This window comes from Halotia branconii CENA392 (assembly GCF_029953635.1).
GTDB classification, from domain to species: domain Bacteria; phylum Cyanobacteriota; class Cyanobacteriia; order Cyanobacteriales; family Nostocaceae; genus Halotia; species Halotia branconii.
In genome coordinates this window covers 816,068-830,558 of record NZ_CP124543.1, presented here as the reverse complement: position 1 = coordinate 830,558, position 14,491 = coordinate 816,068, and the positions used below count along the sequence as shown (strand labels likewise).

Here is a 14,491-nt window from a genome sequence, read left to right as displayed (position 1 = left end):
AGGCTGCGCCAACGGCTACGCTCAGGCTAAACTCAGCACAAGTGCGCTTAGTAACCAGGGGGAAAGAATTAAAGATTAATCATCTGTTTCAAATATTTTGTGAAATGGTATGAGAAGTTACAGAAGACAAAAAAATATACAAGCTCTTTAAGTAAAAATCTGTGGTATGAAATAGTACCCTCAAGGGTACTACTGAGAAAAAAATATTTATGTAAATATTTTAATATTCAAGATTCAGCATTAGTACTTGATGGCTTTTGATTGATGTTTGGGAATGCGATCGCTTTTTTGATGAACTCTATTTCTTCAAATATCCCTGATTTCATCAAATTCATCCTTGATTAGGCGAATAGTGAGTATTTAACCAGAAACTAATCATTGCGATAGTTGTAACACACATGTCTTACAACTATCGAACACATTTGACCTGTAAAACCAAAATAAGGTATACATTATGTCCACTATTGTTGGTACTGCTAACAGTGACTTTTTGTCGGGCACTAATAATGACGATCAAATTTTTGGTCGTGGAGGTAATGACAATATCTCCGGCGGTCTGGGAAATGACCTAATTGACGGTGGAAACGGTAATGACACCTTGGCGGGTAATGCTGGCGATGACACTTTCAGAGGTAGTCGGGGTAATGACAGTATCAATGGTGGAGATGGCATTGATACCGCAGACTATAGTAGTCTAGGTAAAAGGATTACTCTCTCAGGTGTAGGCACAGTTGAAAAAGCTGGTAAATTTGGAAAAGACCAACTTTTTAAAGTTGAAACAGTTATAACTGATGCTAGTGTAAAAAACAACACCATAGATGCATCCCAATCTTTACCCGGAGTATCTGCCGCTGTTGACCTAGAAGCCGAAACTATTTCTGCCCTTAATGTTCCTGGTCTGGGAACATTGACATTTAATGTCATTAACTTTGTCAACATCCAAGGTACAAATGAAAATGACAGTATTATTGGCAACAATCAAAGTAACCGATTATTCGGTAATGATGGCAATGACAGCATTGATGGTAGAGGTGGCAATGACTTGATTGACGGTGGACGCGGTAATGACAAGTTAGCAGGTGGCGCAGGCGATGACACCTTTAAAGGCAGTCGGGGTAACGACAGCATTGATGGGGGAGATGGTATTGACACCGCAGACTACAGAAAACTGGGTAAAAGCATTACTCTGTCCGGTGTAGGCACAGTTGAAAAAGCTGGCAAATTAGGAACAGACCAACTTTTCAAAGTAGAAACGGTTATTGCTGATGCTAGTGTGAAAAACAACACTATAGATGCATCCCAATCTGTTCCTGGCGTATCTATCACCGCTGACCTACAAAATCAAAGTATATCGGCCAATAACGTTCCTGGTTTGGGAACATTGCCATTTACGGTGATCAACTTTGATAATGTTATCGGTACAAATGAAAGTGACATCATCACTGGCGACAATCAAAAGAACCAATTAATAGGTAATGGGGGCGATGATATTATCTCCGCAGGCCTTGGTAATGATTCCATCACTGGTGGAGAAGGTGATGATATTCTTATAGGTGGCTTTGGTGCAGATAAGTTTATTTTCAATAGTGTTAATGAGGGTATTGATACCATCAAAGATTACAACTTTGCTCAAAAAGACGTAATCCAAGTTTCTAAAGTAGGATTTGGTACTACTAACATTAGTGATTTTTCTTTTGACACCTCTAACGGTAACTTGTCTTTCTTAGGAAATCAATTTGCCTTCCTTGAAAATCTCCCATCCAATTTAAGTATTCAATTAGTATAAAATTACAAAGTTTTTTCAACTTGTTACGGAAGCACTGGTTAGTAGTTTGCTAATATCCAGTTGAGGATAGTAAAAACACAAGCAATTGAGTTTATAACTCAAACCAATATTGTGTTGCAAAAAATGATGTAAGGTTGGTAAAAATTATAAATTTTATTAATAATTATCAGCTAATATCAAAGTTTTTTGCAACATAGTTACTAAACACAGTATTTATCTTAAAATACATTTGGGAGTAATATAATACTTTATATTCGGAGTAGATTATAAAATATTGATGATACTCTAATATTTAGCTTTGTTAAAGTTATTAACTTAAGAATTATAGCTGTTATGAGAAAACAATTGTTTAATTTTTCTGCCAAATTAAAATGTTTATCGATAGTTACAAGTTTAATAACATTGACATCACTACCAGTTAAAGCAGCTACCTTTTTAGTAACTGAACGTGCTATTTTGGGAGGCCATGATCAAGTTGATTGGGTGAGTTTAGGTAAAGTATTTAATCCCTCTGCTCCTAATTTTTCTAGTTTTTTACCTAACTCTTTTATAGCAACATCTCAAGGTGGTTTAAAATTGGATGTAGATATAAGTCCAAGCTTAAATCCTCAAATTACTCCACCGTTTGTCTTTCAAACTTTGCCTCCACCCGGCATTCGGACTAACTTTGCACAAGGAGATTTTATTCTCTTTGGAGGTATAGATCCAACAGGTTTTCAACCTCTTCCTCCTGGTGCTGCTGATCCTCGGACTCAAGGGAATGGAGGGCCTTTTAGTATTAGTTTTGAAGAACCTATTTTTGGCGCTGGTACTCAAATAGCTGTAGATATTAGTAATTTAGAAGTTGAAATTTTTATTAGTGCTTTTGATAATGCTAATAATCTGTTGGGTAGTTACTCAGTTTTAAGCACTTCATCGTTAGCATTAGATAATTCCGCAGTGTTCTTAGGGATTCGTAGCGACACTCCTAATATTTCGCGGCTCGTTTTTAGCAGTTCTTCTCCACAATACGGCTTGGCTATTAATCGGGTCAGCATTATTGCAGTTCCCGAACCAGCTTTTATCTTGGCGATATTAGCTTTTGGCATTTCAGGTACTGTTTTGAAACTACGCCGACACACTTGAAATTATCAGAAATTGAAATAACTTTCATTTAATGATTTATAGATATACTCAAATTTAAGTAAATACTTAAGTTTCACAAACATATTATTTTCAGTCAAATTAAACTCAATGTCATACAAAGAATTAGAAGACATCATAGACACTAAAATCCAAAAAGCTATACGAAGGCATGAGATGATAGTTGCTTTTATTAGTAGTATTATTGGCTTGATTTTCATCATAGGTTTATTCCACGCTATTTTGCTTAACCATGCTCAAATTCAAACACAATGTTTTTTTAATTAGTTGATTCATTTTACTTTTCTTTGTTCAAAAATCATCATATTTATCATAATTAACAAAGCTACATATATTTTATCTAAGTGTACAAATCGGTTGATTTCTGAAATTACTTGCGTAGACGGGGAACAGAAAACAGGGAATACTTCGGCTACGCGGTAGTTGAGCGCACTTGTACTGAGTTTAGCCTGAGCGTAGCCGAAGGGCGAAGTCGAAGTAGTCGAAACTCAGTGTATCGCAGGAAACAAGGCTCTTTGAGGTGTACTGAATTTTTTCAAAAATCAAATATGAGTTCTATATAAATTGCAACTATGGAGAATGAAAATAATCACAAGGCTATATTTGTCTTGTTTTTGACTGTATTTATAGATTTACTCGGTTTCGGAATTATCCTGCCAATATTACCTTTGTATGCTGAACAATTCGGTGCAAAACCTCATGAAGCGACTTTACTTATAGCTATTTATTCTTTAATGCAGTTCTTATTTGCTCCATTATGGGGCAGATTTAGCGATCGCTACGGTCGTCGTCCGATTTTATTACTAACTTTATTCGGTTCTGTAATTGCATACGCAGGTTTAAGCTTTGCCAACTCATTATGGATTTTGTTTATTGCTCGTAGTCTTGCTGGGATAATGGCAGGAAATATTGCCACTGCTCAAGCATACATAGCAGATATTACCACGCCAACTAATCGAGCGCGTGGCATGGGTATGATCGGGGCAGCTTTTGGTCTTGGCTTCATTCTTGGCCCTGCTATTGGAGGTCTTTTAGTCGGTTCTGATCCGAATAACGCCAACTTTCATTTACCGTCGTTATTCGCAGCCGGATTATCCTTATTGGCATTGGTGTGTGCTTTGATGTTGCTTCCGGAGTCCCTAAATTCTCAGATTAAGGCTAAAATCCAAACTCATCGTTACCGTCAGCGACGGCTGAACTGGCTACAACTGTCACAGCGTCCACAGTTTTGTATGCTTGCTGGCATTTACTTTTTTGTTACCTTTGCTGTTGCGGCTATGGACTCTACATTAGCTTTATGGTCTAAGCAGCAATTAAATTGGGGACCTCAACAAACAAGTTATCTTTTTGCCTTCATGGGGATTGTCAGCACAATCATTCAAGGAGGACTCATCGGATTGCTTAAGAAACGCTTGGGTGAAATCAAGTTACTTACCTGGGGGATATTAGGGTTAGGTTTAGGATTATTGCTAATTGGATTTTCACAAAGCTTAATTTTATTGTTGGTCGCCACCGCACTTGTAGCATGGGGAATTAGTGTCAGCCAACCAATATTGAACAGTTTGATTTCTCAAACTACAACCGCAGAAGAACAAGGACAAATACTAGGAATTGCTAATTCTTGTTCTGCCTTGGCACGTATTGTAGGGCCAACATGGGCGGGGGTTAGTTTCATGAAATTTGGGATTGATGCACCTTTTTTGAGTGGATCTTTAGTAATGCTATTAGCTTTGACTTTGAGCTTACGAGTGATTAAAAACACATCTGAATCAAAAGCAGAACCTGTCGCCTGAAAATCTTAATTTCAAAGTTAAAAAAAGTCTTAATTACGAATTACGAATTACGAACTAATATGACAGGTCGCCGAGTATTATTTTTAGGCATCTTTGTAAGCATTCTCCTCACCTACGCAATTTGGCTGGGTGGGAGTATTCCTGCAAGTATTATCAAACTTCCTGACCAAGGACTAAACTGGTACTACTGGAAACTTCCCAACCCGACATTTTGGAGCCGAGCGACGGCTTGGGGCATATATCTTGCACATCAGTTTAGCATCTGGGCGTGTATTTTGTGGGCGCAGCGATCGCAGCTGAAATACAAAACAGCGTTGCACCCCATTAATTACCTCATGCTTGCCATTAATTTTGCATTCATTGCTTTACACTTTCTCCAAACCTATATTTGGTACGATGCTCTAGCTCAAGATACTTCAATTTGGGCTTCTCAGGGTGCAGTTGTACTTTTACTAGTTTTCGTACTGATTTTAGAAACGCCCCGACGCGGTTTGTTTTTTGGTAATTCTGTTCCCTTCCATCAACAGTTTTTGCAAATTATCAAGCTATACCACGGCTACTTTTTCTCCTTCGCCGCTATCTATACCTTTTGGTATCATCCAATGGAAGCGACTTTGGGACACTTAATTGGTTTTCTCTATATGTTTTTACTTCTACTGCAATCGTCGCTAATTTTTAACCGCACCCATACAAACCGTTGGTGGACATTCACTTTAGAAATTACGGTGCTTTTACATAGTGTAGTTGTCTCGTGGATGTTAGGACAAAGCAAATGGCCAACATTTCTCTTTGGTTTTCTTGGTATTTTAGTACTGACTCAACTCCACGGTCTATCTTTGGGTATCTGGACTAAACGTACTATATATGGAGCTTTTTTAGTAAGTGTATTGGCCGTTTATGGACTAACTGAACGCGGCTTGGGAAGAATTTACGAAGTAACTTATATTCCTCTAATTGAGTTTGGGCTAGTTGGCATAATTTACTTAATCTTTCTGCTCCTTTTATGGACAATTTCTCGTTTACCCGTCAACCCAATTAAAAATTAAAAATGTAAAATTAAAAATTAAAACTGGTCAATTAAACCAATTTAACCAAGCATCCCAAGTTTCTATAATTCTGGCAAGCTCTGTATAACCTGCGGCTCTTGGATGTGCGCCGTCATTGGCTTTTGCTTCATCTATCCAAATATGGGATTTTTCTAATACAGGAAAAACATTTAAATAAGGCACATCAAGCTCATTACAAACTAAAGCATATTGTTTTGCTAAATCAGCAATCCTTTGATTTTGCTCATCATCTGCAATTGGTAGTGGACTGACCATTAAAACGGGATATAATTGTCTAGCATCGCTTAAAACATTACGAATATTTTCAATTGATTCTGTTGGCGAAACACGAAGTTTACCGTTTTCTATTGTTGTATCATTTACTCCAAAACAAAATACAACTCTGCCATCATAAATTTTTGGTAAGCGATAGGAAACTTCTTGCAGCCAACGATTTTTAAGTTCAGTACTCGTTTCTCGCCGAACCCCTAAATTATAGTAAGTGATCTCATGACCTTTTTGATTAGCACTAACACATATTCTTCCTGCCCAACCTAGATACTCAGGATCACCTGTACCATTGACGAAAGATTCGCCGATAAAACAAATTCTGATTTGAAGTCCCAACTTTTCAGTCATATTCATTTCCTTTGATGCAGGAATTTTACCAACAAATGTTGCAGCAGGGTAAATCGCTGAATGTGGCTTTGCATGATACCCAGTTAAAGATGTGGCAGCAAGATGAGTGGCGTAATCCTTATTTCTGGTCGGCTTTCAATTTTCAGGGTGAGTGGCAAATCTAAGTTTCTTGGTGTGGTAACTCAAGTGTTAATACTGTGCATTTGGTCACTGTAGGCCGAATACTTGTAGAAAATGGCTTGATTGATAAGATTGCTTTTGACAGTTTTTTAGAAAAGATACTTAGTTAAACGCGATATTAAAGAAGGTGATGAAAAATACATGCAACCCACCAATCATCTGCTAAAGAAGAGGCGTTAGTCTGGGCTTTACGCTTCACGACTCGTAAAATCTATTCAATCCGTTTCACTTCAAATCCTTGTAATCCTTCCGGTTTTTCATACTCAATCACTACATCTTTGACTACAGCCGCAGGTGGCCCTGAGTGACACCAGCGAATCATCTCTTCTACAACTTCCCGTGATCCTTCAAAAACTGCTTCTACACGATTATCAGTAAGATTCCGCACCCAACCTGTTAATCCCAATTGGCTGGCTGTATCGACAGTAGCATAACGATAGCCTACCCCTTGGACTCGACCAGAAATGAATACATGGGCGCGAATTATTTTTGGCAGTGGAGTGGGATTCTGCATTGACTGCTTTATTCTTTACGATTCCAGTCTACCTGCTTTGTGGATATGCAATCGACTTTTTAAGTCAAACACTTTTGGTTTTGACGGATAAGTCTTTTATCAGATGTAGATAGGGATAAATTCATCGCTAACTTTAGGAGTTTTCAAGATAGTGGTAAATTGTTTTTACTGCCTATTAGTCATTGTCGATTGGATAGATGTATCTCTAACTCTCGATACTTGATCACACGCAAATTGTGTATTTTTCATTACTTATGTCTAATTTACCACCACTCAACACAGATACAATTTGGGCGATTCTTAACGATCAAATTGATGATGCCACAGTTAATCAATTGGTATGGCATTATTTAGGCTATCGTTATGATACCTCCACAGAAACGTGGGATATTAGTGCAGTTGTACAAGAATGGCGAAATGATTACCCACAGCCGCCAGATTTTATTGATAGTCGTCCTGCAACAGTCAAGTTAACTCGTTCTATTCCTAAGGAAAATAAACAAATAGTTAAAGAAAAACTGGGTTTCAAGGGTTATAAAATAGGTGAATTTGGCCCTCGACAAACTCGTAGAGCAACAGCAGCAAATTGGTTACTGAGTTATTTACAGCAAAATAGCAATCAATTGGAGTAATTTATTCTGGCAAATATTCGGTAATCAACCCATAATTTAGTCCGAGTATTTGCTTTTTTAAAGTTAAAATAGAAATTAATTAATTATATTTTGATCTATAACTTATGGTAGTAGAAAATTAAATATAAGCAGCTAAAGACTAATTTAAGCTATTATTACTCAATAAATATTATCTTTATAGATTCAAACTTCATTCTCCAGATAGAGGAAATTTTTATGTAATTATTTCTAAAGACTGATTGGCAAATTGATTAATAATTTAGAAAATAACCAATATCAACAACATTTCTTACAAAGAATTTCATGGTAAAGCCAATTGAATTTAACTTATTTGCGCCTTATAACAAAGGAGCAGTATTAATTGGTTCCTTTTCCGATTGGGAAGAAATTCCCATGAAAAGAGGCGAAGATGGTTATTTTCGGACAAGTGTTGAATTAGAAGATGGCACTTACAAATATAAATTTCGTGTGCAGTCTAATTCATGGTTTTTTGAACCGGAACAATGGGTTGATGTTACAGATCCTTATGCAACGGATATTGATGAATTAAGTGGCAAAGATGATAGTGTTGTACGCATAAAAGATGGAGAGAGGATTGTTGATACTTATGTTTGGAAACATGATGACAAACCTTTGCCAGCTGACCATGAATTAGTAATTTATGAATTACATGTGGGAGACTTTTCTGGTGGTGAAGATGATCCTTATGCACGAGGTAAGTATAAACATGTCATCGAAAAATTAGATTATTTGTGTGAATTAGGAATCAATGCTATTGAGTTGATGCCGCTGAAAGAATATCCAGGTGACTATAGCTGGGGTTATAACCCCCGACACTTTTTTGCTACTGAATCTAGCTATGGTTCTACAGAAGGGTTAAAGAAGCTAGTTGATGAGTGCCACAATCGAGGTATCCGCGTTATTATTGATGGTATTTATAACCACTCAGAAGCATCTGCCCCGTTGACTCAAATTGACCATGATTATTGGTATCATCACTCTCCCCGCGACCCTGATAATAACTGGGGACCTGAGTTTAATTATGAACATTACGACGAAAAATTAGATATTTTTCCAGCCAGAAAATTTATTGGTGAAACGATCCGTTTTTGGGTGTCAGAATATCATATAGATGGTATTCGTTTCGATGCAGCTAGGCAAATTGCCAACTACGATTTCATGCACTGGATTGTTCAGGAAGCCAAAAAGACTGCTGGGACTAAGCCTTTTTACAATGTTGCAGAACACATTCCTGAAACCACCAGCATTACTAATGTAGATGGCCCAATGGATGGCTGTTGGCATGATAGCTTCTATCACTGTATTTTAGAACATATCTGCGGTGATACCTTTGATTTAGAACGCCTCAAAGATGTTATTGACTGTAAACGTCAAGGCTTTTTGGGTGCTACAAATGTAGTTAATTACCTCACCAACCATGACCATAATCATATTATGGCAGAGTTAGGCGATCGCCAGATTTTGGACGAAGAAGCATTTAAGCGGGCTAGATTGGGTGCAGCTATTCTCATGACAGCTGTCGGTGTACCTTTAATTTGGATGGGTGAAGAATTTGGTGAATACAAACCCAAACAACAAGAATCAGCCAAAATCGATTGGACACTGTTAGGTCATGACCTCAACCGTAATTTATCTAAGTACTACTCAGGGTTAATTAATCTGCGTAAAAATAATCATGCCCTCTATACCGAAAAGATTGACTTTATTCACGAAAATCCTGAAGCTAAGGTGTTAGCCTATAGCCGTTGGAATGATGAAGGTTCTCGTGTAGTTGTAGTAGCCAATTTTTCAGACAATTTCTTAGCTGATTATCACATTCCCAACTTCCCTGAAAGTGGTACATGGCATGAATGGACAGGCGATTATGATGTCGAATCAGGTGATGATGGTATTAGAACTGACATAGGCTCTTACGAAGCCAAAGTCTTTGTATGGCAGTAATATAGCCGTTTTCGCTGTGCTAAATTATCAACATTTTGTATAAGATTCGATGCGTAAAGCCCCCCAACTTAGTTACGGGGGCTTTTTTTATTTATAGCTGCAATAGACATTGCCTCAGTATTAACTTGTATCAGTAATAATATTAAATACAACTTAAAATACTTACATATTATTAAGTCTTTATTGTGCCATAAATAACTAACCCTATGGCATACTTGAATAAGTATCAAGTTATTTACCATGCTTGTAAATTTCTAGAGGTAAAAAATATTGCCTTTTAACCCTGAACTGTGTCGCAACGAAAGCGAAGTTGAAAGTAAACTTATAGTGCAATATTTGCTACCGCAGCTAGGGTATACTCCCGAAACGTGGCATCAAGAAGTTGCTGTTGGTAGCATCCGTTTAGACTTCTTAGCATTTGCTGCACAAGTAATTCCCTTTGTCTTAGATGCCAACTCACCGCTGAGTGTGGTTATGGAGGCAAAAAGCCCGAAGCAAAACTTAAATAATCATATTCCCAAACTCAGGCATTATTTAACAAGCTTGAATGTCAGGTATGGGTTACTCACTAATGGTAAAGAAATCAGGATTTATGAAAAATTTAAAAATGATGTTCAGCTAGTATTTCAATGTTCTGGTAAGGATGTTGAAGAAAAGATAGATACAATTACAGTTTTAATTGGCAGAGATAGTCTAAAAGAATCACAGGTTATAGACAGTTTAAAAGAACAAGTATCTGAAGCTAATTCAAATTTTGAAATAGAAAGGCAAGATTCAATGAAAATAATTGCGGTTTATCATAACAAAGGTGGAGTAGGCAAAACAACTACTGTAGTTAATCTAGCTGCTGCTCTCAGAAAAAAGGGTAAAAGAGTTTTAGTTATTGACCTCGATAGCCAAGCTAACACTACATTTGCCACAGGTTTAGTAAAATTTGACGATGAAGAGTTTGATGATATAAAAGATTCTAATATTTTTCATGTATTACAATCAGAGGACTTTTATCCTATCTCTGATGTAGCCAGAAAATCTAATTTTAGTGATCCAGAAATTAATGTTGTTCCTGCACATATTGATTTAATGAAAAATGAAACTGATTTAAATGCCCTTGATTATAGCAGACTAATATTAATTGATAAATTAGAAGAGGTAGGTGATAACTACGACGTGGTACTTATCGATACTCCACCTTCTTTAAATCTTTATGCAAGAATTGCATTAATAGCAGCAGACTATTTGATTATTCCTTCTGATTTAAAACCTTTTGCTAATCAAGGACTAACAAATGTAAAAGAGTTTGTCAAAGCTGTTAATGGCTTTAGAAAACAAATCAAAAAACCACCTATTGAAATAGTAGGTGTCCTTGCTTGTAAAATATCTACAAATGCTAGATTTATACAATCAACTCTAAAAAATAGAATAGAAAAAATTACCCAACGTTATGATATTAACGTTATGGATACTGTGATTTATGAAAGAGATGATTTAGCAAAATGTGCAGAAAAAACTCTGATGATTGGAGATATCGAAGTAGCTGATCCTGTTTCTGTAATTGATTTCAAACCAGATTCAACTGCTGCACAAGAATTTGAACTACTAGCAACGGAAGTTCTACAAAAAACAGGATTAATATAATGAAATTATCTACATCACTTGTCGCCATCAAAAAGATTATCTCCAGCAAGCCTCGTTCACTTTTTGCAGAAGAAAAGTTAGAACAAGCTGCTGAATTAATTTTAGAATCTGAGGGAGTTATTAACCCTATAGTCGTTCGTAGAACAAGTCTACAATCCTATGAGGTAGCAGATGGAGATTTTGAGTATTATGCTGCTTCTAGAGCTAGAGAAATAGATCCTCGCAAAGGTGAAATGATTGGAGTATTTATTATTGAAGATGAGAATGAAGAAACTTTAACAAAACAAGTTGAAGTATTCAGAAAGCCAAAAGATAATATCCCAGTCATCACAGAATGGAACTCAAAAGATATTGAAAAATTCCTCATTAATTTAGAGTCACGCTTTGAAAAGATCACTAAACAACTATTAGAACAAGCAACTACTCACGTCCAATTAGAAAATAAAGTCAAAAGCCTTGAGCAGAAGCTAGCTGATAAAGTTGAACCTTTAGAAGTGTTTAGAAAATTTGATAAACTTAATATTGCTTCTCGATTAATTAATGTTGGGATTCCTGAAAAAAGAGCTTCTATGATAGCAGAAGTAGTAGAAAATGAACGTAGTAAAGAGCAATTTAAATCATTAAATGATGTTGTAGAAAGGGTCAAAATATCACATGGTAAAAGTATGCAGAGAGGGATAAGTAGTAATAAAATGCTTGACATAGTTGATTTGTGGTCAAAGAGGTAGTTACTTGACTTGATCAACATTCAATAAACTTAAACTGCTACATTAAATTACTTCGCGCCTTTGCGCCTACTCTACGAGAAGCCACTTCGTGTCTATGCGCGAAACATTCCCCCTTCTTCAAAACCATATTCGAGTGACATCCTTGATTCGCACTTTGTTCATCACCAAAGAAGTGCCTTACCCACCCATCGGCGGAGTAAGCTTACGTACTTGGCAAAACATCAACATCATGATGAAATTAGGCTCCGTTGGTGTTTTTTCAGTTTCTAACTGGAGTCCTCAAAACACATCTTTACCCGGAGTCACACTATGGAAACACAGCAACGTTGCCAGCCAACGCTCAAAATGGGAAAAATTAGAAAATCGTTTATGGTGGCTGCAATCACGCAGACATCCCGATGCTGATTGGGCTTATGCAAAAACTGCGGCTGAAGAATTAGACACAATCCTGACAAAATTTCAACCCAATTTGGTAATCTTTGAAGAAGTCTGGTTGTACCCATACTTAAATGTTGTCAAACGCCATCAGTGTCAAATTATCTTCGATAACCATAATGTGGAAGCATCCGTGTGGCAACAAAGACACAGTTCACTTCCAGATTTTAAGTCACAATTCAAAGCAAAAATTCAGCTAGACCATCTTTTGTCCATTGAAAGCGATTTCGTCAAACAAGCCAGCCAAGTATGGGTGTGTAGCGAAGATGATTCAAGGTTAATAAATCAGTATTACAAGCAAGTAGCACCAACTCAAGTTATACCTAACGGCATTAATGTTGCCCACTATAACAGTGTGTACTCCCGTGAATGCCCACCAGTAACTAAATTGGAGAATACGCGCCACAATATACTTTTTTTGGGTCAGCTTTCATACTCGCCCAACACAGTAGCTGCCGAGTTACTGATTTATCAAATTTACCCCCAACTACGCAAACTCTACCCAGATAGCCGTCTGCTGTTGGTAGGGCGTAATCCTACCTTATCTATGCAAGTAGCAGCCCAGAGAGAACCGGGAATTATTGTTACTGGCAGCATACCCGATGTACGACCTTATTTAGCCGCTGCTAGTGTGATGGTTGTACCTTTACTTCAAGGCGGAGGTACACGTCTAAAAATCTTAGAAGCGTTTGCGGGTGGCTGCCCTGTTGTAAGTACTACCAAAGGTGCAGAAGGTATCAAAGCAAGGAATGGGGAACATCTGTTAATTAGAAATACCATCGAAGAATTAATTGAAGGTGTGAATCAACTTTGGTTAGATTTTTCTTTAAGAGATAAACTGGCTCGTTCTGCTTATGAACTTGTACAGGCAGAATATTCTTGGCAAGCAGTTAGTCGCAAAATCAATTTAGCTATTCATCAGTTAGTTCCTGAACTAGCCCCTTTAAGTTGACTTTTAAAATCTCTTTTTTCTCTCTGTGTTCTTTGCGTCTCTGCGGTTGAAAGCTCTTTTAGCTGACCACATAAACACAGTTATAGCAACAGACATGTTATTCTAATTTATGAAAAACTATTACCAAATTGACGGATTAGGTAATCTTTTACTCCTCGTAAAGCGGCCTGAGATTTAAGTTTTTCTGGGCTACCTAAAGGTGAATTAAAATATTTGCGAATCTGGCGTAAAATATCTCGAAAAATGACTTGATAAATGCTGAATGCTGTCCAAAAAGAGAAATTGCGCTCAACCCATAATAATCGATTACGCCACCAAAAATATTGATAATGAGGGGCTTTGTCTCCACCACTAAAACTTGCTGAAATTTTATGCCATACCTTTGATTGTGGGACTAAAATACATTTATATCCTGCTCTTTTAGCTCGATAACACCAGTCTGTTTCTTCCCACATTAAAAAATATTTTGGCTCCATTATTCCTATCTTTTTAACTACTTCTGCTGTTATCAATAATGCACAGCCGCAAACATAGTCTGTTTCTTGAATTTCTGTAAAATTACTCTCATTATCTAGCTTTCCCAATCCTATATGCTTAAAAATAGCTTGCTCAGGTAGCCACTGCGCTCCAGCAAACCAAATTTTTTCGGGTTGGCTGTAGTAGTATATTTTTGCTCCTAATATCCCCGCCTCTGGATATTTTTCATGAGCATAAATAAATGCCCAAAGGATTTGTGAATCAACTACAGTATCATTATTCAATAAAAATATATAATCTGCTCCTTGAGAGATAGCATAGTCGATACCAACATTATTACCAGCAGCAAACCCCAGATTAGCATTATTTTCAATGACTAATACTTGAGGAAATTTTTCTTTAATGGTAAGAACTGAATCATCTATGGAGCCATTATCTAATAATATAATTTGATAATTTGGGTAATCAATTTTCTGTACTGACTCTAAACATTCAATTGTATCTGCTTTGCCATTCCAATTGATAACTAGAATAAAAATTTGCGGAACTTTCTTATTCATGACTATTAT

Annotated in this window: 13 protein-coding genes; 10 read left to right on the top strand and 3 right to left on the bottom strand. The window is 36.9% G+C overall.

The window, feature by feature from the left end:
- Nucleotides 1–454 precede the first annotated feature (454 nt).
- The 4 genes from QI031_RS03680 (at nt 455) to QI031_RS03665 (ending at nt 5,768) form a co-directional block, all read left to right on the top strand.
- Nucleotides 455–1,786 carry a calcium-binding protein gene (locus QI031_RS03680; RefSeq protein ID WP_281483870.1) on the top strand — a complete coding sequence of 444 codons (1,332 nt, stop codon included), beginning with the start codon at nt 455–457 and terminating at the stop codon, nt 1,784–1,786.
- 402 nt (nt 1,787–2,188) lie between these two features.
- Complete coding sequence (locus QI031_RS03675; RefSeq protein WP_281483869.1) at nt 2,189–2,911, top strand: hypothetical protein; 723 nt, start codon at nt 2,189–2,191, stop codon at nt 2,909–2,911.
- Between the two features lie 590 nt (nt 2,912–3,501).
- Nucleotides 3,502–4,722: an MFS transporter gene (locus tag QI031_RS03670; protein WP_281483868.1), complete on the top strand. Its 1,221-nt coding sequence runs from the start codon at nt 3,502–3,504 to the stop codon at nt 4,720–4,722.
- A gap of 59 nt (nt 4,723–4,781) precedes the next feature.
- A complete protein-coding gene (locus QI031_RS03665) occupies nt 4,782–5,768 on the top strand; it encodes a hypothetical protein (protein ID WP_281483867.1) in 987 nt (328 codons plus the stop codon).
- A gap of 27 nt (nt 5,769–5,795) precedes the next feature.
- On the opposite strand, the gene QI031_RS03660 is transcribed toward QI031_RS03665, so the two are convergent.
- Entirely contained in the window at nt 5,796–6,407 is a 612-nt protein-coding gene (locus QI031_RS03660; RefSeq protein ID WP_281483866.1) for a GDSL-type esterase/lipase family protein, read from the bottom strand.
- A 14-nt stretch (nt 6,408–6,421) separates the two neighbouring features.
- Here QI031_RS03660 and QI031_RS03655 point away from each other — a divergent pair, with 14 nt between their 5' ends.
- Nucleotides 6,422–6,571, top strand: a complete 150-nt coding sequence (locus QI031_RS03655; RefSeq protein ID WP_281483865.1) for a CHAT domain-containing protein — start codon at nt 6,422–6,424, stop codon at nt 6,569–6,571.
- A gap of 227 nt (nt 6,572–6,798) precedes the next feature.
- On the opposite strand, the gene QI031_RS03650 is transcribed toward QI031_RS03655, so the two are convergent.
- A complete protein-coding gene (locus QI031_RS03650; RefSeq protein ID WP_281483864.1) occupies nt 6,799–7,101 on the bottom strand; it encodes an acylphosphatase in 303 nt (100 codons plus the stop codon).
- A gap of 254 nt (nt 7,102–7,355) precedes the next feature.
- On the opposite strand from QI031_RS03650, the gene QI031_RS03645 reads away from it, so the two are divergent.
- The 5 genes from QI031_RS03645 to QI031_RS03625 all read left to right on the top strand — a co-directional run bounded on the left by QI031_RS03645 (nt 7,356) and on the right by QI031_RS03625 (nt 13,445).
- The gene (locus QI031_RS03645; RefSeq protein ID WP_281483863.1) at nt 7,356–7,733 is read left to right on the top strand and encodes a DUF1823 family protein; all 378 of its coding nucleotides are present in this window, start codon (nt 7,356–7,358) and stop codon (nt 7,731–7,733) included.
- 303 nt (nt 7,734–8,036) lie between these two features.
- Nucleotides 8,037–9,695, top strand: a complete 1,659-nt coding sequence (locus QI031_RS03640) for an alpha-amylase family glycosyl hydrolase (RefSeq protein ID WP_281483862.1) — start codon at nt 8,037–8,039, stop codon at nt 9,693–9,695.
- A gap of 270 nt (nt 9,696–9,965) precedes the next feature.
- A complete protein-coding gene (locus QI031_RS03635) occupies nt 9,966–11,330 on the top strand; it encodes an AAA family ATPase (protein ID WP_281483861.1) in 1,365 nt (454 codons plus the stop codon).
- Nucleotides 11,330–12,058 carry a ParB N-terminal domain-containing protein gene (locus QI031_RS03630; RefSeq protein WP_281483860.1) on the top strand — a complete coding sequence of 243 codons (729 nt, stop codon included), beginning with the start codon at nt 11,330–11,332 and terminating at the stop codon, nt 12,056–12,058. Before QI031_RS03635 ends, QI031_RS03630 begins: the two co-directional genes overlap by 1 nt.
- A gap of 94 nt (nt 12,059–12,152) precedes the next feature.
- Entirely contained in the window at nt 12,153–13,445 is a 1,293-nt protein-coding gene (locus QI031_RS03625) for a glycosyltransferase family 4 protein (RefSeq protein ID WP_281483859.1), read from the top strand.
- A gap of 107 nt (nt 13,446–13,552) precedes the next feature.
- On the opposite strand, the gene QI031_RS03620 is transcribed toward QI031_RS03625, so the two are convergent.
- Nucleotides 13,553–14,482 (bottom strand): glycosyltransferase family 2 protein, encoded by a 930-nt coding sequence (locus QI031_RS03620; RefSeq protein ID WP_281483858.1) that lies wholly within the window; start codon nt 14,480–14,482, stop codon nt 13,553–13,555.
- Nucleotides 14,483–14,491 lie beyond the last annotated feature (9 nt).